The following is a 24,754-nucleotide window of genomic DNA, read 5'->3' on the forward strand; positions in this document are numbered from 1 at the left end:
CCGGCAAACGCCGGCGGCGAAGAGACAACGAAGGACGGAGAGACACGATGACCATCGCGCAGGGATTCGAGCAGCCCCTGACCCCCGGCGGGCCGGGCACCGGTGCCGCCAGGGGAGCGGGCATGGGCGGCGGAGTGGTGCCCGGGGTGTTCCCCGGGGCCGAGTCGATGCGCCCCACGCTGCTCGGCGAGCGCTGGGCGGTCGTCGCCGGGCACCCGCTGGTCAGCCAGGTCGCCGCCGAGATCCTCGGCCGCGGCGGCAGCGCCGTGGACGCCGGGGTCGCCGCGGGCCTGGCCTCCAACGTCGTCCAGGCCGACATGGCGAACTTCGGCGGCATCGCCCCCGTCCTCGTCCGCACCGCCGGGTCCGCCACCGTGCACAGCGTCGCCGGGGTCGGCCGGTGGGGCCGCGCGGCCACCCTGGAGGCCATGCTCGCCCGGCACGGCGGCGCGCTCCCGCTGGGCGGCGCCCCCTCCATCGTCCCCGGTGCCCCCTCCGGCTGGATCACCGCGCTGCGCGAGTTCGGCACCCTGAGCTTCGCCGAGGCCGCCGCGCCCGCGATCGAGCTCGCCGAGCTGGGCTTCCCGCTGGACGTCCGCACCGCCCGCAGTCTCACCGTGATGGGCCGCGGCTTCTCCCGGTGGGAGTCCAGCCGCGCCGTGTACTGGCCCGAGGGCCGCGCGCCCCGGCCCGGCGAGCGCCTCGTCCAGCTCGAACTCGGCGCGCTGCTGCGCTCCCTGGCCGATGCCGAGACCGCCGCCCTCGCCGCCGGCGCGGACCGGGACGGCGGTCTGCGCGCCGCGCACGACGCCTTCTACCGGGGCGAACCGGCCCGCCGCATCGCCGCGTTCGTCACCGCCGCCGGTGGCTTCCTGGACGCCGAGGACCTCGCCTCCTTCACCGCCGAGGTCGCCGAGGCCCCCGCCGTCCGCTTCGGCGACCGCACCGTCCACGTCACCCCCGCCTGGAGCCAGGGCCTCATCGTCGCCCAGGCGCTCGGCGTGCTCGGCGGCCACGACCTCGCCGCCGCCGGGCACAACAGCGAGACCTATCTGCACCTGGTCACCGAGGCGCTGAAGCTCGCCTTCGCCGAACGCGAGCGGCACTACGGCGACCCCGCCTTCACCGACGCCGGCCCCGCCGACCTGCTCGACCCCGCCCGGCTGGACGCCCTGCGCGCCCGCATCGGGCACCGGGCCCTGCCCGACCTGCCCGCCCCCGACGACGGACGGCCCCGGATCGGCAGCACCACCGCGATCGTCGTCATGGACTCCGACGGCAACGCTTTCGCCGCCTCGCCCAGCGACACCGCCGACGGCGCGCCCCTCATTCCCGGCCTCGGCATCCTCTGCTCCCCGCGCGGCGTCCAGAGCAGGCTCGTCGCCGGGCACCCCAACGCCATCGCGCCGGGCAAGCGGCCCTGCGTCACCCCGGCCGCCCTGATCACCCTCACCGAAGGTCCCGAAGGCGGCGAGCCGGCGGTCGGTGCGATGGCCTGCCCCGGCGGGGACGTCATCGTGCAGGCCATGCTCCAGGCGTTCCTCAACGACGCCGTGTTCGGCATGACCGCCCAGCAGGCCGTCGAGGCGCCCCGGGTCTTCGGCTCCAGCTTCCCCGGCGGCTTCCACCCGCACCCCTCCGGCGGCGGCCTGCTGCTCGTCGAGGACCGGATCCCGGCCGCCGTCCGCGACGGCCTCGCCGCCCGCGGCCACCTGGTGCGGCCGTGGCCCGCCTACGAGTTCGACGCCGGGTCCGTCCAGACCGTCGGCGACCTCGTCCCGCCGTCCCCCGACGGGCGGCGCGTCCTGGCCGCGGGCGCCGACCCGAGGCGCAGCGCCTACGCGGCGGCCCGCTGACCCCCGGCCCGCACACCACGCCCCTACAGTCACCGCCTCAAGGAGAGCCGCCCGTGCCACCCGAACCCCCGCCCACGACCGACCTGTTCGTCAACGGCACCCTGATGCGCGGCCTGGCGCTGCACGCCAACCTCGCGGGCGCCGCGTTCCTCGGCTCCGCCCGCACCGTGCCCGCCTACCGGCTGCACTCGATCGGCGACGTGCACCCCGGCATGTACCGGCTCGCGCCCGGCGAGGCCGCGGTCCGGGGGATCTCCGTCCCCGGCGAGGTCTACCGGGTGCCCGCCGATGTTCTGCGCGCCGTCGAGGAGGGCGAACCGCCGGGCCTGTACCGGGGCCCCGTCGAGCTCGAAGACGGGCGCACCCTGGACGGCATCCTCTACCCGAGGGAGCTGGCCGAGGGCCGTCACCTCGACATCTCCGCCTACGGCGGCTGGCGCGCGTACGCCGCCGCCCGCCCCGCGCCCGCCCATGCGGGCACGGCCGCCACCTGGGCCTGGCACCACACCGGGACCGTCGTCCCCGACCTCGCCGAGGCCGTCGCCTTCCACCGCCGGGTCCTCGGCTTCGAGGTGGCCTTCGAGGCGTACGGCATGACGGACCTCGTGGAGAGCCTGCTCGGCCTGCCCGGCCTGCGCGGCGACCTCGTCCAGCTGGCCTCCCCGGTCACCGGGCAGCACCTGGAACTCCTCGCCTTCTCCGGCGTCCCCGACGACGCCCCGGCGTGGCTGCCGGTCCGGCCCGGCGACGCCCACACCGCCCACCTCGTCGACGACCTCGACGCCGCGCTCGCCGCACTGACCGCCGCGGGCGGCACCCTGATCGGCCGGCCCACCGAGTTCGCCGAGGGCCGCGCCGCCTACTGCCGCACGCCTTCGGGGACCGTCGTGGAACTGGAGGAGCAGCCCTGCCCCGCACCTGACCACCACCCCCGCTGAGCATCCGCAGAACCGAGGAGCACACCCATGGACGGACCCACTCTCGTACAGCGCTACCTGGACATGGTGCGCATGCGCCGCTTCGAGGAGGCGTGCCTGGCCGGCGTGCCCACCCGCGAGATCCACGGCGAACTGCACACCGGCATCGGCCAGGAGGCCGTCGCCGCGGGCCTCATCGGCGCGCTGCGCCCCGACGACGCGCTCGTCAGCACCCACCGCAGCCATCTGCACGCCCTCGCCAAGGGCGTCGAGGCCCGGCCGCTGCTCGCCGAGATCTACGAGCGCGCCACCGGCCTGTGCGGCGGCTTCGGCGGACACATGCACCTGTTCGACCAGAAGCGCCGGTTCTCCACCACCGGCATCGTCGGCGCGAACCTCCCGGTCGCGCTCGGCCACGCCTGGGCCGCGCAGATCGAGGGCCGGGACTCCGTCGCGGTGGGCGTCACCGGCGACGGCGGCGCCAACACCGGCGGCTTCCACGAGACCCTCAACATGGCCGGCGCCTGGAAGCTCCCGCTCGTCGTCCTCATCGAGAACAACGAGTGGGCCATCTCCGTCCCCTTCACCGACTCCACCGCCACCCCCACCCTCGCCGAGCGCGCCCCCGCCTACGGCGCCTGGGGCCGCAGGGTCGACGGCCTGGACGTCGAGGCCGTCGACGCGGCGTTCGCCGAGGCCGTCGCGCACGCCCGCGCCGGGAGGGGGCCCGCGATCCTGGAGGCCACCTGCTACCGCTTCCGCGGCCACTTCGAGGGCGACCTCGACCTGTACCGACCCGCCGCCGAGAAGGACCGGCGCCGCCAGGAACGCGACCCGCTGCCCCTGACCCGGGCGAAGATCCTCGCCCGCGGCCTCATCGCCGAGGACCTGCTGGACGAGCGGGAGGAGGAGGTCACCGAGGAGATCGAGGCGCTCCTCGACCAGGTGCGCGCCGACCCGATGCCCGACCCCGCCACCGCCCGTGACCACGTCTTCGCGAAAGGCCCCCGCGCATGACCACCACCACCACGACAGCGCGCAACATCAACGTCTCCCAGTGCGCCGCCGAATCCCTGCGCCTGGAGATGGAACGCGACGAGCGCGTCCTCGTGCTCGGCGAGGACGTCGGCCTCCAGGGCGGCGTCTTCGGCAGCACCCGCGGCCTCCAGAAGGCCTTCGGACGGGACCGGGTGCGCGACACCCCGATCTCCGAGATGGCCTTCACCGGCGCCGCCGTCGGCCTCGCCATGGAGGGGTACCGCCCCGTCGTCGAGGTGATGTTCGTCGACTTCATCGGGGTCTGCCTGGAGCAGGTCTACAACGCCGCGGCGAAGATCCGCTACATGACCGGCGGCCGGGTCGGCATGCCCATGGTGATCAAGACCGCGGGCGGCTGCATCGGCTCGGCAGCCCAGCACTCCCAGTGCCTCTGGGGCACCTTCGCCCACCTGCCCGGACTGCGGGTCGTCGCGCCGTCCTCGCCGTACGACACCAAGGGCCTGATGGCCGCGGCCGTCCGCAGCGACGACCCCGTGGTGTTCATCGAGCACAAGGGACTGCTCCTGCAGAAGGCGGGGACCTTCACCCACGGCGCCGAGGTGCCGCGCGAGGCCTACACCGTGCCGCTCGGCCAGGCCTCCGTCGTCCGGCCCGGCTCCGACCTCACCCTGGTCACCCTGAGCGCGACCGTCGGCGAGAGCCTGCTCGCCGCCCGGGACCTGGCCGCCGAGGGCGTCGACGTCGAGGTGATCGACCTGCGCAGCGTCGTCCCCCTCGACCTCGCCACCGTCTGCGCGTCCGTCGCCCGCACCGGGCGCCTGCTGGTCGTGGACGAGGACTACCTCGGCTTCGGCCTCAGCGGCGAGATCATCACCGGCGTCGTCGAGCGCCTCGGCCCGCAGGCCCTGCGCCAGGTCGCCCGGCACGGCACCCCGGACGTGCCGGTGCCCGCCGCCCTCAGCCTCGAAGAGGCCGTCGTACCCCGCCGCGCGTCGATCGCGCAGGCCGTCCGCGCCATGGGAGCCGCCGCGTGAGCGCCCCGCACTCCTCCCGCGTCGTCGTCATCGGCGCCGCCGGCTCCCTCGGCGCCGCGTCCTGCGCCGCCCTCGCCGCCCGAGGGCACGCCGTCTGGGCGGCCGACGCCGCCGACGCCGCACCCGCCCTCGTGGGCCTGCCCGGCGACGGGCACCGCGCCGCCCTCGTGGACGTCACCGACCAGCGGTCCGTCGACGACCTCCTGCGCACCGCGTGGGACGCCCCCGGCGCCCGCCTCGACGGGCTCGTCTACGCCCCCGGCGTCAACCTGACCGGCCCGGTCTCCGGCCTCGACTGGCCCGGCTACGCACGTCTCATGGACGTCAACCTGTCCGGCGCGTTCCGCACCGGGCAGGCCCTCGCCCGGCTGCTGGAGAACGATCCCCGGCCCTTCGGATCGGTCTTCCTGTCCTCGACGGCGGGCCTGCGCGGCGAGGCCGGCGGCGCCGCCTACAGCGCCTCCAAGTTCGCCCTCATCGGCTTCGTCCAGTCTTTCGCCGCCGAGATCGCCGAGCACGGCGGCCGGGCCAACGCCGTCTGCCCCGGCAACGTCGACAGCCCCATGCTGCGCCGGCTGGCCGCCCAGGTCGCCGACCGGGAGCACACCACGACCGAGGAGATCCTGGTCCGCTTCGCGGACGCCTCCGCCTTCCGCAGGCTGATCGACCCCGCCGAGGTCGGCCGCGTCTGCGCCTGGCTGGCGTCGGCGGAGTCCTCCGGACTGAGCGGCCAGAACCTGGTCGTCGACGGCCCCCCGGCGGGCTGACCGGCCCCCGGTCCCGCCACTCCCACCACCGGCCGGGCGACGGCCCCGAACGGCCCCTCCGCCGGTCGCCCACCCGCACAACCCGAGGAACGACATGATCTCCCTGGACCGCGTCATCAGCGACACCCGCTCCCTGATCGGCATCGACAGCCAGAACCCCGGACCGCAGGAAGGCAAGTGCGCCGAGTGGGTCGGCAACCGCCTCGCCGACGCGGGCCTGGCCGTCGAGCGGATGCCCGTCGCCGAGGGCCGGGACAACATCGTGGCCCGGGTCCCCGGCGAGGGCACCGCCCCCCGCCTGGTGCTGCTCAGCCACATGGACACGGTCCCCGTCGGCGAGGGCTGGACCTTCCCGCCGCTGGGCGGCGCCATCGCCGACGGCCGCCTCTACGGCCGCGGCGCCTGCGACATGAAGGGCGGGCTGGCCCTGTCCATCAACCTGCTCGACGCGCTCGCCGCCGGCGGGCGCCCGCCCGCGGGCGACGTGCTCCTCGTCGCCACCGTCGACGAGGAGGCCCCCGACATGGCGGGCGCGCACCGGCTCGTCGACAGCGGGCTGCTGCGCCCCGACGACCAAATCCTCGCCCTCGAACCCACCGGCATGCGCCTGCGGATCGCCCAGATGGGCCTGCGCTGGCTCACCCTGCGCGTCCGCGGCCGGATGGCCCACGCCGGGCGCGCCCACCTCGGCATCGACGCCAACCACCTGATGGCCAAGATCGTCGACCGGCTGAAGACCGTGTTCGACGCCCTGCCCTATGAGGACGAACTCCTCGGCCGGCCCCGCTTCACCTGCGGGACCTTCCACGGCGGTGTGGCCACCAACGTCGTGCCGCCTTCCTGCGAGGCCGGACTCGATGTGCGGATCGTGCCCCCGATGACCCCCGCCCACGCCCAGGCGATCGTCGACCGGGTCGCCGCCGCCGTCGTCGCCGAGCACCCCGGCGCCGAGTACGTGATCGAGCCGCTCGGCGCCGAGCGGCCTCCGGTCCGGGCGTCCGACGACGCCCCGATGGTGCGCGGGCTGCGTGCCGCCTACCTGGAGCACACCGGACGGGCCGTGCCGGTCGGCGGCGCCGACGGGCACGAGGCCTACACCGACGCCTCCATGGTCGCCGCCCTCACCGGCAGCACCTCCTGCACCGTCTTCGGCCCCGGCGCCACCGACCAGGCGCACACCGCGGACGAGTACGTCCCGCTCGCCGACCTCGACCTGGGTGCCAGGATGCTCGGGACTCTGGTGGACAATTGGGGTGAAACAGCTTTCTAGGGACTAGACAGGAAAGGCGGGACGTGGATGGACGGCAGGCCCGAAGACCCCTCTCAGCTCACCGACACCACCCGTCCCGCCTTCCCCACCGTGGAGAGCCTTCCCACCGTGGCCGAGGTCCTGGAGTTCCCCTCCCTGCGCGAAGGCCGGCCGAAGGTCGTCGCCGGCGCCGCCGGCCTGACCCGCCAGGTGCGGTGGGTCCATGTGAGCGAGCTGCCGTCCATCGCCCCCATGCTGCGCGGCGGCGAACTCATCCTCACCACCGGCATCGCCCTGCCCTCGGACGACGCCTCCCTGGTCCGCTTCGTCGACGAACTCGCCGGGATCGGCGCCGCCGGGATCGTCGTCGGCCTCGGCCCGCGCTTCCGCGACTCCGTCCCGCAGGCCATGCGGGCTGCCGCCGAACGCCACGGGCTGCCCCTGGTCGCCCTGCTGCGCACGACCCGGTTCGTCGAGGTCACCGAGGACGTGCACTGGCGCATCCTGGAGAACCGCATCGACGAACTGCGCGCCTCCGAGCAGATCCACCAGATCTTCAACGAACTCACCCTCGAAGGCGCCGAACCCACCGACGTCCTCCACCAGGTCGTCCGCATGGCCCGGCGCCCCGCAGTGCTGGAGAACCTCGCCCACCAGGTCCTCGTTTACGACACGGCGGGCTGGGCCGCCGACACCGTCCTCGACCAGTGGGAGGCCCGCTCCCGGGCCGTGCAGACCGACGCCCGCACCGCCTATGACACGGCCAACGGCTGGCTGACCAGCACCGTCGGAGCCCGCGGCCAGGACTGGGGACGGCTCGTGCTGATGTCCGTCCCCGCACCCTTGCCGCGGCTGACGATGCTCGTCGAGCGGGCGGCCTCCGCGCTCGCCGTCGGCCGGCTCCTCGCCCGCGACGAGGAGACCCTCGCCCTGCACACCCACCGCACCCTGCTGTCCGGGCTGCTGTCCCCCAAGAGGACCAGCGCCGAGATCGCCACCGAGGCCCGCGCCATCGGCGTGCCGCTCGAAGGGCGCCGGCTCGTGCCCGTCGTCCTCACCACCCGCGACGCCCTCCCCGGCAACGCCCGCGCCCGGCAGGACGTCCTGCGGACCGCGGCCGGGGTGGCCACCGACGCGGTCCGCGACACCCGGCTGCTCGCCCTGGTCGGCCCGGTCGAGGACGCCGTGATCGGCATCCTGCTCTCCCTGGGCACCGGCGACGATCCCCAGGCGGCCGTGGAGCGGCTGGCGCACCGCGTCCACCGAGGCGACCCCGACAGCGGGTACATCCTGGCGGTCGGCGACGTCCTGTCCTCGGTCAGCGAGGTGCGCGGCATGCTGCTCAGCGCCATGCAGGTCGCCGACGCGGCCTCCCGCACGGGCGAACGCCGCCTCTACTACCGGCTCCCCGACCTGCGGCTGCGCGGCCTGCTCCAGCTGATGCGCGACGACGCCAGGCTCCAGACCTTCGCCGAAGGCGAACTGCGCCCCCTCCTCCTGCACGACGAGAAGCACGGCACCGACCTCGTCCGCCTGCTGCGCACCTACCTCGACTCCGGCCGCAACAAGACCGCCGCCGCCGAGGCCGCCCACGTCTCCCGCGCCTGGATGTACGAGCGCCTGGCCCGTATCGGCGGCATCCTCAACGTAGACCTCGACTCCGACGACGTCTGCACCTCCCTCTCCGTCGCCCTGATGGCCATGGACGCCATGCGGGATTGACCACCCCCGCCGGCATCACCGATGGACGCGATCAATCGCCCGGTCGCCCGTCGAACGCCGAGTCGAGTTCGAATAACCGATGAATATCGTTCTGCGGACGAATGGGATCCGCCCCGAGTGGATGTTCATCTGCGATCAGCGGTATTCCTGTGCGCAAGAAGAATGGCCGCCCATGGCGGCTTCGGCTTTTACTACTACGGGAGCACGGAAAATCATGTTCGGGCTGCGCTCTCGGTGGGTCATGGGATTTCAAGGCCGATCGTTGGCATTTCTGTTAAGGATGACCCGGCGAAATCACCCGACCGTCTCGTAGAGTGGGAGCGTGGGAGAAGAGGTCACGCGCGAGCAGGTCATCGAAGTCGCCACACGGCTGTTCGCCGGGCTCGGCTATGACATGACCTCCCTGGAGCTCGTCGCGGACTCGGTGGGAGTGCCCGTCTCCACGGTCGTCGCCCTGGGGGGTGACAAGCGTGAGCTCTACCACCAGATGATGGAGCGCATGTACGAGGAGCACCGGGCCAGGATCCAGACGGTCGTGGACGAGACCGAATCCCCGTACGTGGCGGCGCACCAGATCGCGGACGCCTATCTGGACGTCTTTCTCGAAAATCCCGAATTGCTTGCGCTTTGGGCGCAGCGGTGGGCGTCCGACGCCACGGGAATTCCCGAAATCGAAGACGTCTACACGCGGCCCCTGATGCAGATGTCCGCCCGGAAGATCAAGGACGCGGTGCCGGCCGACCTCGGCCCCTACGCTTTTCTCGGCGTCATGATCTGGTGCGTCAACGGGTTCTTGGGCACCGGGCTGCTGGCCCCGAAGAAGGGCATGATGCGGTCCGACGACCCGCAGGCCCGGAAGTACTTCCGAACCATTCTGCACATCGTCGTCGACCGTATGCTCACCCCTCCGCCGTCGACCTAGGGAAGGGACCCCACTCGACCGCGTCGCGGTCGGCACCGGCCACGGTCACGGTGGAGGGTCGAGATGCACGGTGGTGATGCCGTCGTCGAGGAAGGCCGCGAGGTGTCCGGCTTCGGCGCGGACGGCCTCGTGTTCCGGGGCGGTGAGAGGGCGGAAGGGGCTGATGCCGAGGGTTCCGTCGCGGGTGGTCCAGGTGGCGGCGACGCGGCCGTCGACGAGGACCGCGCGGTGGCCGGCGACGGACAGGCCCAGGTGGGCGTGGTCGATGATGCGGCTGCGGTCCTGGTAGCCGAGGATCGCGTTGTCGAAGGCGGGCAGGAACCTTACGGGCGCGGGCGTGTCGGGGTGCGGGCGCGGGGCGCCGGGGAGGTCGAGGAGCTCGCGGCCCCGCTCGTCGCGGAAGGCGATGAGCTCTCCGCGGACCGCCTTCACGGCGGCGGGGAGCCCCGCGAGACCGCACCAGGCGCGCAGGTCCGCGGTGGAGGCGGGACCGTAGGCGGCGAGGTAGCGGCGCACCAGCTGCTGTCCGACCAGGTCGGTGTTCCCGGCGGGGAGCGGTTCCACGTCGCGTCCGAGCCAGGCGGCCATCGGCATGGTGCGCACGCCCGCTTTCACCTGCCACAGGCCGCGGGGCGGCAGCTGGACCATGGGGATGAGGGCGGCGACCAGGAGCTCGCCGAGCGCGCGGCGCGGGCGGCCCGGCCAGCGGTCTTCGAGTTCGCGCACCAGTTCGGCCATGCTGCGGGGTGTTCCGTCGGCCATCACCGCATGGCCGGCCGCCGCGACCTCGTCGAGATCGAGGCCGGCCAGTTCGCGCCAGGTACCGAGCACCTTCTGGCGCAGCATCGCGTCGTGGCGGGCCCGCCAGGCCAGCGCGTCGTCGGCGGTGACGAGATGAACGGTGCGCCGCATCAGGTGCGTGCGCACCACCGCCTTTCCCGTCAGCGCCGCGTCCAGATCATCGGCCCCGAAGCCCGCCAACCGCGACCACAGCCCGACGAAAGGCTCCTGCGGCTCCTGCGCCTGCACCCCGCACAGATGCCCCACCGCCTCCCGCACCCCCGCCTCGGCCCGCCCCAGCAGGAACTGCCGTGCCAGCGTGGCCCGATTGAGCGCCCGCCCGTCCAACACGTCCACGCATCCCCACCCCGCGTCCCTGCTTCCCTGAGGGCCGCTTTCCTCTCCCAGGGCACTACTCCCCGGTCACGACCCCACTCTCCCCGCAATAGAGGACGGAACACGTCCTCTATTCACCGGTGCCGAGATCCGCTTCGAAGCGATCACCACGGCCCCGCCGAGACCTCGGGTGACGTTCGTCCACGTGTGCCCGCCGGACGGCCTTGGCGGGGTCGTCGGTGAAGCAGAATGAGGTGCTTTTCATCGCGAGGTCGTCGCGGGTGCGGTGGGTGACGACGAAGGACGGCACCGGGCGCCTCCGCGCGGCTCGCGCCGCCGCTCGCGACGTAGAGCGGCACGACGACAGCAGCAGGTAGAAGCCGGTGAGCGCTCCGAACGTCGTGGTGAACAGCAGGGCGAGCCGGGGGCGGTGGGGTCATGCGGGATAGAGGCGGGGGTCGGCCTTCGCTAAGGTCCAATTCCGTGGCCGTCGAGTGGGCCGGTCGGGCGCCGGAGCTGCTGGTGCGGCTGGACCGCGCGGGGCCGCTGCGCGTCCAGTGGCGCTGGCCGCGCTGCTCGCCTCGGGCCGCTACGACCGCCATCTGCGGCGGATGCGCACCCTGTACGCGGCCCGCCGGGAGGCCCTGGTCACCGCACTCGCCCGGCACGCCCCGCAGGTCCGCCTGTCGGGGCTGGCGGCGGGCTTCCACGCCGTCGCGCACCTGCCCGCGCACCTGTCCGAGGGCGAGGTCATCGCCGCCGCCCGCGAGCGGGGCGTCGCGCTGTACGGCGGGAGCACGCACCGCTCGGGCGGCGCCGCGACCCCGCCCCGGCTCGTCCTGGGTTTTGGGAACCTCCCGGAACAGGCGATCCGCGAGGCCGTATCCCTGATCGCCCCGCTCCTGCGCTGAGCCCCCGCAACACGGTACGAGCGGCCCGCCCGGGAAGGGGTTCCCGGGCGGGGAGCACGGTCAGGTGATCTTGGTCAGGAGCCAGTCGGTGAGTTCTTCGGTGACCGCGGTGTGGGGGGTGGTGGTGGACGAGCAGAGGAAGGCGTCGAGTTCGCTGGCGGGGTCGTCGGGGGTGACGGGGGTGTAGAGGTCGGCCTGGGCGTCGAGGTCGCGGAGGGCGATGGCGCTGACGGTGGGAACGAAGCAGACGTCCGGGACCTTCAGCGTGACGCCTTCGCCGATCTTGGCCAGGGCCGCGGCGACGATCTGGTGGGTGTTCAGGGTGCCGCCGGGGGCGCCGTCGAGCTCGGGGAGGCCCTCGGTGATGATGATCTTGTCGGCCTTCGGGAAGGCCCGGTGCAGCTCGGCGACGACGTCCTGTCCCCGGGCCTGGTTGAAGAACGTGGTGTTCGGAAAGCTCGGGCCGGTGAAGCGCAGGGCGAGGTCTCCGGGGTCCACGGCGATGCCGGTGCCGTCGGCGGTGCCGTTGGCGACGCCGACGCGCAGGTCGGGCGTGCTCGGCCAGCCGCCCAGATCCGCCAGGGCCTGCAGGAAGGCGGCGCGGTCGGGGTGGGCGGTGCCGGACTCTCCGGTGTCGGGGTCGTAGTGCCGCCACAGCATCTGCTTCGCCGCCGGGCTGTCGACCATCTGCAGCAGGGGGTTGAGGAGAGGCAGGCCGAGGAAGTGCGCGAAGGCCTGCAGCCCGACGGGGACCACGCCGCCACGGTGCGGACTGTCGTAGGAGAAGTACACCTTGGTGTTGTGCGGCTCCTGCTCGTGGTCCAGCTTCGTCAGCGCGTAGCGGGTGAGGAGCCCGCCCATGCTGAACCCGCCGACCGTCAGCGGCTCGCCGCCCTCGGTGGCGAGGTGGGTGCGCCGGATCGCCTCCTCGGCGGCCTGCGCGTTGTCGAACAGCGAGGCGGTCCGATCCTGGAATCCGAGCAGGATCACGGTGTTGCCGCGCTCGCGCAGCCGGGTCAGGAACGGGACGGGGTCGTCGAGGCCCCAGTACAGCTTGTCGAGGTCGGTCTCCTTGAGCTGGAACCCGTCGGCGATGATCACCGGCCGGCGGATCCGCGTGTCGTCCTTGCCGTAGTAGACGCGGGCGAACCCGAAGGGCAGGTCGTCCCACTCCTCGTCGAAGGGGACGGGCTCGACCTCCTCCTCCCGCGGCGCATTGACCCCGCTCCCGATGGCGATGCTCCCGATCGCCTGGGCGAGCTGCTCTTGTTCGGACATGGGACCTCCCGATCGTCGGAACCGGCTCGGGAGCACTGGTCCCACTGATGTTCACGAGGCGACCAGTGCCACCGCCTGTAACTTATTGCGATCGTTAAGTCATTATCTGTAGTCGTCCGGTGCGGCTGGTGTTGCTTCTCTGACAGGGAATTGCATCGCGGGCAGAGGTCCGGCTCCGAGTCGGGTGTGTTCCAGGTTCCGTCGGAGCAGACGATCAGGCGCGTCCGGTCCGGGCCCGCGGAGCCCCCGTTCGGGCGCGACGGCTACTTTCGCGGCGCGTAGCGCAGTGCCACCGCGCCCGACTCGAACTCCAGCCGGCCCACGAGCCGCAAGTCGACGTGCTTCGACAGCCCCGCGAACGCGCGCACGGGCGCCGATCCCCGGTAGCCCTCCAGATGGCCGAGGATCTCCTCCCGGTCGACCTACAAGGGCCGGTGGCTGGACATGGTGAACCGGTCGGCGATCACGTTGAAGCTCCTCACCTACGCGGGTTCAACCAGCGAGGCGAAGACGCTCGGCGAGTCGAAGCGCGGCGTGCACCACCAGTCGACGGTCCCCATCCGAGGACACCAGCGCCGCGGTCTGCAGGTCCCCGACCATCCCGTGCTCGGCGATCGGTGGATAGCTCCCCATCAGCACGCCGCCTTCCTCAGGAACGGAGACCTCAGGAACGGAGACCGTCCCCCTGCTCAGCGCTTTGGAAAATCCACTCCGGAAGGCCGCAGACCCCTGCGTACTCCGGCTCGGCGCCCCCGGGGCCCCGGGCCGGAAGCACGTCTTCCGGGAGCGCCCCGCAGCCCCGGCCGGGCGCTGGCCTGCCCAGGGCCTGGACCTCCGCAACGAGGCCCGGCCGGGCAGTGCCTTCAGCGTCGCACGCGAGCGTCCCTTCCAGGACCATCAGAACGGCAGCGTTCAGCGATGACTCCACCGCACCACCGTCAGCCGCCGGTCAGAGATCCCGGCCGGGCCACCTCGACGGCCGAGCCCACGGGTGCGACGAGGTTCGTGGTCCAGGCGATCGGGGGATTCGCCTGGACCACGCCCCGCATCGGGCAGCGCACGTGAGTGCGGCTCCCCGGCTTCGATCACGCGCCGGGCCCGCAGTCGTTGAGGGACTTCGGCGCGACGCTCGGCGGTCCTGGAGTGTCATTCGTCCGGCTCGGTGTCCACGCGGACGAGTGCGCTCTCGATCGCGGCGAGGCCCGCCGGATCCAGGAGCGGGACCGCTTCGGCCAGTCGTGGGCCGCGCACCTCCCGGAGGTCGCCGACGGTGTGCAGGCCCGCCCGCTTGAGCAGGTTGTAGGGACGCACGGGCAGGTCGAGTTCCTCGATGGGGTACGCCGCGCGCTCGAAGAGCGTTGAACCGTCCAGGGTGCAGTGCTGCTCCGCGATCAGGTCGTCGTCGCCGGCCATCGCGGCGAGGAGGCTGAGGACCGCCTCCACCGCCTGCGCGGCCTGCGGGGTGAGGAGCGGCGCCTGAAGCATCAGCCCGGCGGCGCCGTACCCGTCGGCCGCGTCGGCGCGGCCCAGTCCGGCCCGCTCAAGGGCGTCCCGGACCCGCGCGGGCAGCGGCAGCTCACGCACCGAGACCTCCCCGGGCGACGCCCAGGGCCGCTCCGCCCGCTCGGCGCCCTCATCCTGCTCCCGCGCCACGGCACCCGCCTCCCGCGCCTCACGAGGAAGGCGCCTGTCGGACCTGACGGCAGGGGAGGCCCAGGTTACCCGCGGCCCGTCACCCGGCCACCCGCGTCAGGACGACCCGGTTTCCGGGCGCGGGCAGGTGCACTCCGTGCAAGGATCGCGATCACGCGTGTCTCGGGCGGCGCCGGCCGGCCGGACGGTCCCGTGGAGGGGGTCCTGATGAGTGTCACGGGCATGTGGATCATCGGCGCGATCCCCGAGCCCGATGCGACGGATCTCTCGATCCGGCTCTCCGCCGCGCAGGAGCATGAGCCGAGTTCGGCGTCCTTCGCCGACCTGGCCGCGTGGTGGAACCGCGGCGGCGACGGCGAGGAGTTCTTCGGAGCGGTTCCGGGCAGGCCGTGGGAGCGTGACACCGAGGCGGCATCTCGGCTCATGACGCTGGTCGACCTCGCGGACCCCGGGAGCGAGGAATCGGCATCGGTGTGGGACGACTGCTTGAAACTGATGAGCTCCAGCGAGGACGGTGCCGTGTTCGTGGCGTCGGCCCGCAAGGCGTCGCCCGTGGCCGCCCTCTGCTACGCGCTCGAGGCTGCTCGCATGGCCCTGGTTCCCGGTACGTTCGGGAACTTCCTGCTCCGCGGCGGCGACGTGAACGATGGCCTGCGACGGATCGAGAGCGCCTTCGATCTCTCGGACGGCCGGCGCGCCGAGGCCGTCCATCGAATGCGTGTATGGATGGAAGAGGTGGGTGACGCGCCGGAGTTCGACGGCGAAGGCCTGCTCAGCGGTCCGCTGCGGGTGATGCGGTATGCCGCGGCGAACGGCCAGGGCGTCGCCGCCCTCAGCCGGTGGTACTGAGCCCCCACCAGCGCCCGGCGCCGTTCCCGCCGCGCCGCCCGCCGGGGCACTTGAGTCATCTGTGTAGGGGCAGGGGGTCAGGTGCGGATGTTGAGTTCGGGGCGCAGCATGAGGTGGTGGGTGGGCCGGTCGGGGTCCTGGAGTCTTCTGACGAGCAGTTCGACGGCTTCGGCGCCGACGGCGCGGCGGGGCGGGGCCACGCCGGTGAGGGGGGGCGTGACGAGCGGGGCCAGTTCGTCGTCGTAGGTGACGATGGCCAGGTCGTCCGGGATCTCGATGCCGGCGGCCTGCAGCCGGTTCACCAGGGGGAGGGCGATCGAGTCGTTGTGGATCAGGACCGCGTCGACCTGGCCCGCCTTCACGGCGCGCACGAGCCGCTCGCACTTGTCGTCCAGATCCGCCGGGTCGTCCTCGATGAGCGTGCACGGGACCTCGGGAGGGCAGGGCCGCAGCCCCAGGGCGGTCAGGGCCTGCTGGTGGCCGATCTGCAGCATGGGCGCGGTCAGGGTGTCGAACTGCAGCAGCGCGATGCGGCTGCGCCCCTGGTCGGCCAGATGGCGCACGGCGAGGTAGGCCCCCCACTCGTGGTCGGTGGCCACGTGCTCGACCGGGCCGGTGTCGAGTCCGATCCGGCGCTCGACGAGGACGACGGGGACCGGGAGTTCCCTCAGCCATTCCTCGGTGGCGGGCGAGGTGCGGGGATCCTCGGCCGTCGTCAGGAGCAGCCCGTCGACGCCCGCCTGCACCATCTGGGCGACCAGGGCGTGCTCCTCGGTGAAGGCGTTGCGGGACACGCCCAGGGTCAGTCTCACGCCGAGCGCCTCCGCGGCGGCCCGCGCGCCGTTGACGACCTCCGGGTAGTAGTACGACGAGTGCGGGACCACCATGCCCAGGCTGTAGCCCTCGGCGGCCTCCTTCGGTGAGCGCCCCGGCGCGTCCCGCCCGGCCGGCGGACGCTCGTGCTCGACCGCCTGGTCGGACCCAGATTGCGCGGAAGGCCACATGACCCCGCCGTGCACGCGCAGCAGCGTGCCGCGCCGCGCCAGCTCGCGCACGTCGTTGCGCACCGTGACGACCGCGACCCCTATCTCGTCGGCGAGGTCACGGACCGTGATCGACCCTCGTGCCCTGACCGTCTTGATGATCGCCTGATGCCTGTCGTCCGCAAGCATGACGACGTGGTCCCCTCTCGTTGTCGGCCTGTCGGTAAACGATATCGCTTCGCCGGAGTTTACGCCAGCGATACAAGAAGGACCCTTGACAGGGGTCCATTCGATATCAAATAGTCATGTCGCACCAACTCGATGGGAGTGAACATGTTCCGATGGAAGCCCTTGGCCGCGCTCGCCGCGGTCACCGCCTTGTCGCTGGTCAGCGCCTGCTCCTCGGCCGGCCAGGAGGCCGACGCCAAGCCCGGCGAGGGGCAGGTCACCTTCTGGTCCTTCCTGAGGGGCTCCGACGCGGTCGCCGCCGCGTTCAACGAGTCGCACCCCGGCATCAAGGTGAACTTCGTGAACCAGGCCGGCGGCCCGGACTACTACACCAAGCTGTCGAACGCCATGAAGTCCGGCCAGGTACCCGACGCCGCGGTGGCGGAGTACACCCGGCTTCCCGAGATCGTCAGCCTCGGCGGCGCCACCGACCTGACCGGCGAGGTGGGGCCGGTGGTGCAGAAGACGTTCCCCGGAGCGATCCAGGAACTCGTGACGCTCGGCGGCAAGACCTGGGGCGTGCCGCGCGACGCGTCCGCGATGCTGTACTTCTACCGCAAGGACTTCTTCGACGAGCACGGCCTGTCCGTCCCCAAGACCTGGGCCGACTACAAGGCGCTCGCGGAGAAGGTGAAGTCGGTCGACGGCGACAAGAGGGCCGGCGCCTACCTCACCGGCAACTACAACCTGCTCAGCGCGCTGTCCTGGCAGGCCGGCGCCAAGTGGTTCGGCACCGAGGGCGACTCCTGGGCCGTCGACATCGCCGACGAGCCGTCCCTGAAGGTCGCCGCCTACTGGCAGGACCTGCTGAAGAACGACCTGGTCACCCCCTTCCCCGACTACACCGACCAGTTCTGGCAGGACGTCCAGAGCAGCGACCTCGTCGGGTACTTCTGCGCGTCCTGGTGCGCCGGCAACCTGAAGGCGACGGTGCCGGACCAGAGCGGCGACTGGGCCGTCGCGGAGCTGCCGAGCTGGGACGGCGAGAGCGCCTCGGCCATGTGGGGCGGATCGTCCTTCATCGTTCCCAAGGGGGCGAAGAACTCCGCGGCCGCGCTGGAGTTCATCAAGTGGATCACCACCGACCCTGAGGGCATCGCGGCGTGGTTCGGGACCGGCGTCTCCAGCATGTATCCGGCGTCCCCCGCCCTCGTACCCGTCGCCAAGAAGGGCTTCACCACCGAGTACTTCGGCGGGCAGGACATCTACGCGGTCCTCACGGACTCCTACGACTCCGCCGTGCCCGGCTGGAGATGGGGCCCGGCCATGGCCACCACGGAATCGGCCTTCAACGACCGGCTCGGCAAGGCCGCGGACGGTTCGGCCCAGCTCACCGACATCTTCTCCCAGGTCCAGGACGCCACGGTGCAGGCGCTGCAGGACCGGGGACTGACCGTCGCCAAGTGATCCATCCGCCAGGGCCGGCATGTCCGCAGGCGGGGCCATCGGCTCCGCCCGCATGCCGGCCCGCAGACCAGCACAGGAGTCGATCATGGTGACCTCCATGACACGGCGCCAAGGGCGCAGCGCCGGCCTGTTCCTCGCGCCGTTCCTCATCCTCTTCTTCATCGTCACCATCGTGCCGCTGTGCTACGCGGCATGGTTGAGCCTGTTCACCGAGCGCTCGTCGGGCCTGGGTCTCGGCGGCGCGCAGCGCGAGTTCGCCGGCCTGGGCAACTACGTCAAGGCGGCGACCGACGCCACGTTCCAGGACGGGTTCATCACCATCGCCGCGTATGTGGCCGTCTACGTCCCCGTCATGATCGGCAGTGCGCTGGCCGTCGCGCTGCTCCTGGACTCCGGGCTGGCCGTGGCCCGGCGGTTCACCCAGACGACCTTGTTCATCCCGCACGCGGTCCCCGGGCTGATCGCGGCCCTCATCTGGCTCTACCTCTACACCCCGGGGCTCAGCCCGGTGACCGACTGGTTCGGGCAGGGGCAGGGCGGTGCGAGCGTGGCGAGCACACATCCGCTGCTGTCGGTGGTCAACATCGGGATGTGGCAGTGGATGGGATACAACGTCGTCATCTTCTACGCCGCGCTGCAGGCGATCCCGCGCGAGGTGATCGAGGCGTCCACCATGGACGGCGCCAACCGGCTGCAGATCGCCCTGCGGATCAAGGCGCCGCTGATCCGGCCCGCCGTCACCATGGCCGCCCTCTTCACGATCATCGGGGGCATCCAGCTGTTCAACGAGCCGAAGATCCTCGCGCAGGCCTCCACCTCGATCACCAACGCCTGGACCCCGAACCTCTACACCCAGGACGCGGCGTTCAGCCGCAACGACTACGGCCTCGCCGCCGCCGCGTCACTCCTGATCGCGGCCATCGCGGCCGTGCTGTCCTTCGCCGTCATGCGCCTCACCGACCGACGGAGCCAGCCATGATCAAGACCCTCCGGCGTACGCAGGCAGCCCCCTCGGCGGCCGGATCCGGCACGCGTCCGGCCGAACGGCACACCTCCGGCCCGCCGCCCCGTACGGCCACCGCACCGGGTCGGCCGCGGCGGAGAGGGCAGCGCACTCCCGCCTCGCTGTCACGGGTCGGCGTCAACCTGATCCTGCTGATCGTCGTCTGCTACACCGTCCTGCCCCCGCTCTGGCTCCTGATGGCGTCGACCAAGAACCTGACCGACCTGTTCGGGACGAACGGGTTCGCCCCCGGCCGGCACTTCAACCTGCCGGACAACCTGCACCACCTGTTCAGCGCGGACGGCGGCATCTACCTCCGGTGGCTGTGGAACACGCTTCTGTACGCGGGCGGGGGAGCGGTGCTGGCCGCATTCGTCTGCGCGATGGCGGGCTACGCCTTCGACAAGTTCGCGTTCCGCGGCAAGGAGGCGCTCTACGGCCTGGTCCTGGTGGGCGTGATGATCCCCTCGGCCGCCCTGGTCCTGCCGACCTACCTGCTCGCGTCCAACGTCGGCCTGGTCAACGGATTCCTGGGCGTGTTCGTGCCGGGACTGGTCTTCCCCTTCGGCGTGTACCTGGCGCGCATCTTCAGCGCCTCCTACATCCCCGACGAGGTCGTCGAGGCGACGCGGGTGGACGGCGCCGGCGAACTGAGGTCCTTCTGGTCGGTCGCGCTGCCCATGATGCGGCCCGGGGTCGTCACCATCGGGCTCTTCCAGTTCACCGCGATCTGGAACAACTTCTTCCTCCCGCTGGTGATGCTGTCGGACGACCGCCTCTATCCCGTCAACCTCGGCCTCTACACCTGGAACTCGAACGCGCTGAGCCAGGGGAATCCCGACGACTACCTGCTCGCCATCACCGGATCACTGGTGGCGATCGTCCCGCTCATCGTGCTCTTCCTGGCGGTCCAGCGATTCTGGCGCTCGGGCATGACGGCCGGAGCCGGCAAATGAGCGCGCACCTGGAGAAGAACACGATGCCGACCACCACCGGACGACCGATCCGGGCGAAGCTCGCCATGAGCCGATCCGTCAAAGAGTCCCTTTTCCCTCCCGCCGCGGCACACCGTCTCACCCGGCTCGCGGACATCGATCCCGACGAGGTCATCGAGGACTTCGCCGACGCGCCCGATCTCGCGTCCGTGGACGTGCTGATCACGGGATGGGGGTGTCCGCCGCTCGAGTACGACGTGCTGGAGCGGGCTCCCCGGCTGCGCGCGGTCATCCACACCGCGGGCTCGGTCAAGCACCACATCACCGACGCCTGCTGGGAGCGGGGCATCGCGGTCTCGTCGGCGGCCGCGGCCAACGCCGTCCCGGTCGCCGAGTTCACGCTGGCCGCGATCCTCTTCGCCCACAAGCGGGTGTGGCAACTGGACGCCCTCTACCGGCGGCAGCGCGCCTTCCTGCCGTGGACCGAGCACTTCCCGAGCGTCGGCAACTACGGCCGGACCGTCGGGATCGTCGGCGCCTCGCGCATCGGCCGCCGGGTGCTGGACCTCCTGCGCCCCTTCGACTTCGAGGTGCTCGTCGCCGATCCCTACCTGGACGGCGCCCAGGCCAAGTCACTCGGTGCCACCCTGACCGACCTCGACACCCTGGTGGCCGCGTCCGACACCGTGTCGCTGCACGCCCCCGATCTGCCCGAGACCCACCACATGATCGACCGCAGGCGCCTGGGACTGCTCCGCGACGGAGCCACCCTGATCAACACCGCGCGGGGCGCCCTCGTCGACACCGGCGCGCTCACCGCGGAACTCGCCTCCGGCCGCATCCACGCCGTCCTCGACGTGTCCAGCCCGGAACCCCTGCCCCCCGAGTCCGCCCTGTACGACCTGCCCGGCGTCCTGCTGACCCCGCACATCGCCGGCTCCCTGGGAAACGAACTCGAGCGCCTGGCCGAGCACTCCCTCGACGAACTCGCCCGCCTCGCGTCGGGCGTGCCCTTCGCCCACCCCGTCCAGCCGGGCCAGCTGACCAGGTCGGCCTGAACGGCCGCCGGAAAGGACGCCGATCCGACCGAGTGACGTGTCCCCGAAAGAGAAGATCGCCCATGCGTCTCGCCCTGTCCACGCTCGGCCTGCCCGGCATGCCGCTGACCCGAGCACTCGATCTCGCCCGCGAACACGGCTGGGAAGGCCTCGAACTGCGCTGTGCCCCGGGGGAGACCGTCAACCTGGGCATGACCGCCGAGGAACGCCGGGCCGCCGTCCGGGCCTTCGCCTCCGGCGGGATCGTCCCGCTCACGCTCGCCGGGTACACCGGCGTCGCCGCGCCCGGACCGGACGGCCCGGTCATCGCGGGCCTGCGCGACGAACTCAGGCTGGCCGCCGACCTCTGCGCGCTGCACCTGCGGGTCTTTCCCCAGGGCGGCGACGGGCCGCGGGCGGACGCCGACGCGCGGTCCGTGCGCCGTCTGGGGGCCGTCGCCGACGAGGCGCAGGCGCTGGGGGTCCGGATCCTCCTGGAGACGCACGACTCGCACCCGCGCGGGCAGGACGTGGCCCGCGTGCTCGCCTCGGTGGGGCATCCGTGGGTCGGCGCGCTGTGGGACGCGCTGCACACCTACCGGGCCGAGGAGAAACCTGACTCGTCGTACGCGGCGCTCGCCCCGCATCTCGGCTACCTCCAGGTCAAGGACGTCATCGGTCTCCGGGACCTGACGCCCCTCGGCCTGGGGGAGGGGGTGCTCCCGCTGGAAGAGTGCGTGCGCCTGCTCCCGGACCGGTCCTGGGTGGCCTGGGAGTACGAGGCGCCCTGGTACCCGGACGCCGCGCCCCTTCCCCCCCTGCTCGGCCGAGGAGCGGCGTTCCTGGCCGCTCTCGTCCACGCGTAGATGAATCGATATCATCTAACGCCAGTTTCCGTATTAACGCTTGACGGAGTTCATTCGATATCGGATTATCTCCGCAAGGGCGCACCTCCCAGCACGCCATCACCAGGCGGACGATCGCGTCCCCACCGACCCCCCGGCATCACCACAGTCCTGGAGACAGCCATGTCATTCACCCGCCGAACCGTTCTCCAAGCAGCCCTGATCAGCTCGGTCCCCCTGCTCGTCGGCCTCCCGAGCGGCCCCGCCGCGGCGGCCACGACCGATGTCTCCGACGCCGCCTTCTTCGGCGCGTGGAACGCCACGACCGGCGCCTGGAGCACCCTCCCGGCGTTCGACTACGCGGCGAACACCGGCCTGGCGGACGTCGCCGCCGCCGCTCGCTCCGGCGACTACGCGGCGGCGCGCGCGGCGCTGCTGCAGTACATGCGCACCCGTCCGCAGCGCACCCCTCCGGCCTGGGCCTACAACGGCGTGTTCAGCCCGGGGCTGGTGCCGCTGTTCCTCGACCACATCTGGACCCTGGGCAAGGGCGAGATCTACCAGACCACCCTCACGGTGGGCGCGGACCGGGCCGAGGTGAACTCCGACGTCAGCGGTGCGGTGCGGTCCGCGGTCGCCTCCGGCGGCGTCGGATTCATGCTCATGGCGCGCAACAAGGAGGCCGGCACCGCGGAGTTCGCGAGCAGGCACGCCGCCGACGGCGCGCCGGAGTTGACGCTGACCTACGCCGACGGCACCGTCCGCACCATCGCGGCGAGCCAGAGCAACTACATCGCCGCGGGCGCCGACGCGGCCACCTCGTTCGGCGCCGCCGAGACCCTCCAGGTCCACGACGAGGGCGCGGGGGCGTTCGCCGCGAACACGCGCAAGGCCTACCTGTGGTTCGACCTGGCGGGCGTGACCGCGCCGGAGTCCGCGACGCTCAGCCTGACCGGCCGCACCAGCGCCGGCGCGCAGAAGATCATGCTGTACCAGGTCCAGGTGACCTTCGACGAGAAGACCCAGTGCTGGAACAACACGGTCCAGAACACCTTCTCCTGGCAGGCCGACCCGAACGGCTTCACCTGGAAGAAGCCCACGGGCGCCAACGTCGACAACGAGTTCGCCTACCAGCTGCCCCGCTTCTACTTCGCCGGCCCGATCGCCGACGCCTACCGCGCCGAGAAGGACGAGAAGATCGCCGCGGGGCTCATCGGCCTGATGACCGACTTCATCGCCGACGCCAACGGCGCCGGCGCGTCGGTCAACGCCGCGAGCTTCCCCCGCAACCTCGACGCGGCCTGGCGCTTCCAGAACTGGACCTACGCCTACGAGATCCTGCGCACGAGCCCGTCGCTGACGGCCGACGCCAACACCTCGATCCTCAAGGCGATCCACGCCGCCGGGCTGTACTTCACGACCACGACCTCCGCCACGCCCAACTGGATGATCACCATCAAGAGCGCGCTGGTCTACCTCGGCGCGTGCTTCCCCGAGTTCGCCGCGGCGGCCGATTGGCGCGCCGGCGCGCAGGTGTTCCTGGTCCAGCAGCTGGGCGGCTCGCTGTACCCCGACGGCGGTTACACCGAGGCGTCCTCCAGCTATGCCATGGGCGTCGCGACGACCTTCGTCGGCACCGCGAACGTGCTGGTCGCCAACGGCTACTCCGTCGGCGAGGTCGCCCCGCTCACGAACCTGTCCTGGTTCCTGGCCGACCAGACCTATCCCAACGGCTACGACCCCGCCTACGGCGACTCCGGCTACACCGACCAGCGGCCCGCGCTGACCCTGCTGGCGGACCTGCTCAAGGACGAGCGGCTGCGCCACGTGGCCACCAGCGGCAAGAGCGGCACCGCCCCCGACCACACGTCGGTCGCCTATCCCGACACCCGCGTCGCCGTGCAGCGCACCGGCTGGGCCGAGCAGGACTGGTACCTGCGCATCGGCGCCGACCGGGGCAACCACGGCCACCCCGACGAACTGGCGGTCCAGGTCTACGCCCACGACCGGCCGCTGCTTCCGGCGATGGGCACCTACTCCTATGCCGTCGATCCCATCGCCGCCTGGCTTCGCACGGCCACCCAGGCCAACAACACCATCACCATCGACGGAACCGCGCAGAACCCCAATGCCGCCGGAGCCGTCGGCAACCTCTCGATGCCGTGGGTCGATCTCGCGGACGGCTACACCGACGCGACCCCCGGTGTCCGGCACGGGCGCACCGTGCTGTTCCTCCACGACGTGGGCTGGCTGGTCTCCGACACCCTCACCCCGGCCGATGCCGGGGAGCACGCCTACGAGCAGAACTGGCACCTGCTCCCCGACGCCGCCCCGGTCCTCGACGGAGCGGTCGCCCGGACGGGGTTCGCCACGGGCACCCAGCTGGCCATCATCCCGGCCGAACCGGCCGCGGTGACCCCGGCGCTCCGGGACGGCTACTACTCGGTCGTCACCTACCAGGTGACCCCCGCCCAGTACGTCTCGTACTCCCTGAAGGCCTCCGGCACGGTGAACCTGGACACGCTCCTCCTGCCGGTGCCGCCGGGCAGCGACGCCGAGGCGACCGTGCGCCGCGAGGATGCCCCTGACGGCGGGCGCGTCCTGCGCCTGACCGCCTCGAAGGGCCGCCTGGAGGGTTACTACTTCCGCGGACCGGACGACGGGATCACCCGCCGGGTCGACTCGTACCGCTTCAACGGATCGCTGCTCTACGTCGACCACCACGACGGCGCCCAGCGCATCCTCCTCACCGGCGGAACCGCGCTCAGGAAGCGCGGGAAGACCCTGCTGGCCGCCGGCCAGGCCCTGTCGTCGACGCTGGCCGTGCGGCTGCACCAGGGTGACAAGACGATCGAGGTGACCGGCCCCGCCGCGAAGCCCGGCGGCCTGCCCCTGCACCTGGCGGCGCCCTGGGCCCGCGAGGCCACCGTCGCCGGCCAGCGCGTCCCCATCAAGCGCAACGGCGACCTCGTAACGATCGCCGCCCTCTAGCGGCCCCGCTCCTCTACCCGCCACGCGTCACCCGAGCACCGGCCCCACCGCA

General features: G+C 72.1%; 21 protein-coding genes. 16 read left to right on the plus strand and 5 right to left on the minus strand.

Features of this window, described 5'->3' with window-relative positions; all coding sequences use genetic code 11:
• The first annotated feature begins 47 nt into the window (after positions 1–47).
• The 8 genes from ACYVOM_RS31165 to ACYVOM_RS31200 all read left to right on the plus strand — a co-directional run bounded on the left by ACYVOM_RS31165 (position 48) and on the right by ACYVOM_RS31200 (position 9,466).
• Entirely contained in the window at positions 48–1,856 is a 1,809-nt protein-coding gene (locus tag ACYVOM_RS31165) for a gamma-glutamyltransferase family protein (RefSeq protein ID WP_460307135.1), read from the plus strand.
• Positions 1,857–1,909: 53 nt separating this feature from the next.
• A complete protein-coding gene (locus tag ACYVOM_RS31170) occupies positions 1,910–2,794 on the plus strand; it encodes an allophanate hydrolase-related protein (protein ID WP_460307136.1) in 885 nt (294 codons plus the stop codon).
• Between the two features lie 27 nt (positions 2,795–2,821).
• Positions 2,822–3,790: a thiamine pyrophosphate-dependent dehydrogenase E1 component subunit alpha gene (locus tag ACYVOM_RS31175; protein WP_460307137.1), complete on the plus strand. Its 969-nt coding sequence runs from the start codon at positions 2,822–2,824 to the stop codon at positions 3,788–3,790.
• Complete coding sequence (locus ACYVOM_RS31180) at positions 3,787–4,806, plus strand: alpha-ketoacid dehydrogenase subunit beta (RefSeq protein WP_460307138.1); 1,020 nt, start codon at positions 3,787–3,789, stop codon at positions 4,804–4,806. The genes ACYVOM_RS31175 and ACYVOM_RS31180 overlap by 4 nt, the downstream gene beginning before the upstream one ends.
• Entirely contained in the window at positions 4,803–5,573 is a 771-nt protein-coding gene (locus ACYVOM_RS31185) for an SDR family NAD(P)-dependent oxidoreductase (RefSeq protein ID WP_460307139.1), read from the plus strand. Before ACYVOM_RS31180 ends, ACYVOM_RS31185 begins: the two co-directional genes overlap by 4 nt.
• A 94-nt stretch (positions 5,574–5,667) precedes the next feature.
• Positions 5,668–6,843: a M20 family metallopeptidase gene (locus tag ACYVOM_RS31190; RefSeq protein WP_460307140.1), complete on the plus strand. Its 1,176-nt coding sequence runs from the start codon at positions 5,668–5,670 to the stop codon at positions 6,841–6,843.
• A 27-nt stretch (positions 6,844–6,870) separates the two neighbouring features.
• Positions 6,871–8,544: a PucR family transcriptional regulator gene (locus tag ACYVOM_RS31195; RefSeq protein ID WP_460307141.1), complete on the plus strand. Its 1,674-nt coding sequence runs from the start codon at positions 6,871–6,873 to the stop codon at positions 8,542–8,544.
• Positions 8,545–8,866: 322 nt separating this feature from the next.
• A complete protein-coding gene (locus ACYVOM_RS31200; protein ID WP_460307142.1) occupies positions 8,867–9,466 on the plus strand; it encodes a TetR/AcrR family transcriptional regulator in 600 nt (199 codons plus the stop codon).
• A gap of 45 nt (positions 9,467–9,511) precedes the next feature.
• On the opposite strand, the gene ACYVOM_RS31205 is transcribed toward ACYVOM_RS31200, so the two are convergent.
• Together ACYVOM_RS31205 and ACYVOM_RS31210 are read right to left on the minus strand one after the other, a co-directional pair.
• Positions 9,512–10,603, minus strand: a complete 1,092-nt coding sequence (locus ACYVOM_RS31205) for a winged helix DNA-binding domain-containing protein (RefSeq protein WP_460307143.1) — start codon at positions 10,601–10,603, stop codon at positions 9,512–9,514.
• A 109-nt stretch (positions 10,604–10,712) separates the two neighbouring features.
• On the minus strand, positions 10,713–10,892 hold the full coding sequence (locus ACYVOM_RS31210; RefSeq protein WP_460307144.1) for a hypothetical protein: 180 nt from the start codon (positions 10,890–10,892) through the stop codon (positions 10,713–10,715).
• Positions 10,893–11,139: 247 nt separating this feature from the next.
• Between ACYVOM_RS31210 and ACYVOM_RS31215 the strand changes: the two genes are divergently transcribed.
• Positions 11,140–11,493, plus strand: a complete 354-nt coding sequence (locus ACYVOM_RS31215; protein ID WP_460307145.1) for a hypothetical protein — start codon at positions 11,140–11,142, stop codon at positions 11,491–11,493.
• A gap of 60 nt (positions 11,494–11,553) precedes the next feature.
• Here the strand turns inward: ACYVOM_RS31215 and ACYVOM_RS31220 are convergent, their stop codons facing one another.
• Complete coding sequence (locus tag ACYVOM_RS31220) at positions 11,554–12,771, minus strand: esterase/lipase family protein (protein WP_460307146.1); 1,218 nt, start codon at positions 12,769–12,771, stop codon at positions 11,554–11,556.
• A 1,146-nt stretch (positions 12,772–13,917) separates the two neighbouring features.
• Positions 13,918–14,424, minus strand: coding sequence for a DNA-directed RNA polymerase subunit alpha C-terminal domain-containing protein (locus ACYVOM_RS31225; RefSeq protein WP_460307147.1), 507 nt, complete (start codon positions 14,422–14,424; stop codon positions 13,918–13,920).
• A gap of 207 nt (positions 14,425–14,631) precedes the next feature.
• On the opposite strand from ACYVOM_RS31225, the gene ACYVOM_RS31230 reads away from it, so the two are divergent.
• On the plus strand, positions 14,632–15,273 hold the full coding sequence (locus ACYVOM_RS31230; protein ID WP_460307148.1) for a hypothetical protein: 642 nt from the start codon (positions 14,632–14,634) through the stop codon (positions 15,271–15,273).
• Between the two features lie 77 nt (positions 15,274–15,350).
• Here ACYVOM_RS31230 and ACYVOM_RS31235 read toward each other — a convergent pair whose 3' ends face one another.
• Complete coding sequence (locus ACYVOM_RS31235) at positions 15,351–16,445, minus strand: LacI family DNA-binding transcriptional regulator (RefSeq protein ID WP_460307149.1); 1,095 nt, start codon at positions 16,443–16,445, stop codon at positions 15,351–15,353.
• 144 nt (positions 16,446–16,589) lie between these two features.
• Here ACYVOM_RS31235 and ACYVOM_RS31240 point away from each other — a divergent pair, with 144 nt between their 5' ends.
• The 6 genes from ACYVOM_RS31240 to ACYVOM_RS31265 all read left to right on the plus strand — a co-directional run bounded on the left by ACYVOM_RS31240 (position 16,590) and on the right by ACYVOM_RS31265 (position 24,702).
• Positions 16,590–17,891, plus strand: coding sequence for an ABC transporter substrate-binding protein (locus ACYVOM_RS31240; protein ID WP_460307150.1), 1,302 nt, complete (start codon positions 16,590–16,592; stop codon positions 17,889–17,891).
• Between the two features lie 97 nt (positions 17,892–17,988).
• Positions 17,989–18,870 carry a carbohydrate ABC transporter permease gene (locus ACYVOM_RS31245; RefSeq protein ID WP_460307151.1) on the plus strand — a complete coding sequence of 294 codons (882 nt, stop codon included), beginning with the start codon at positions 17,989–17,991 and terminating at the stop codon, positions 18,868–18,870.
• Positions 18,867–19,850, plus strand: a complete 984-nt coding sequence (locus ACYVOM_RS31250; RefSeq protein ID WP_460307152.1) for a carbohydrate ABC transporter permease — start codon at positions 18,867–18,869, stop codon at positions 19,848–19,850. The genes ACYVOM_RS31245 and ACYVOM_RS31250 overlap by 4 nt, the downstream gene beginning before the upstream one ends.
• Positions 19,847–20,887, plus strand: coding sequence for a hydroxyacid dehydrogenase (locus ACYVOM_RS31255; protein ID WP_460307153.1), 1,041 nt, complete (start codon positions 19,847–19,849; stop codon positions 20,885–20,887). The genes ACYVOM_RS31250 and ACYVOM_RS31255 overlap by 4 nt, the downstream gene beginning before the upstream one ends.
• A 62-nt stretch (positions 20,888–20,949) precedes the next feature.
• Positions 20,950–21,732, plus strand: a complete 783-nt coding sequence (locus ACYVOM_RS31260) for a sugar phosphate isomerase/epimerase family protein (RefSeq protein ID WP_460307154.1) — start codon at positions 20,950–20,952, stop codon at positions 21,730–21,732.
• Positions 21,733–21,894: 162 nt separating this feature from the next.
• Entirely contained in the window at positions 21,895–24,702 is a 2,808-nt protein-coding gene (locus ACYVOM_RS31265; protein ID WP_460307155.1) for a heparinase II/III family protein, read from the plus strand.
• Positions 24,703–24,754 lie beyond the last annotated feature (52 nt).

The organism is Actinocorallia aurea (genome assembly GCF_054783995.1).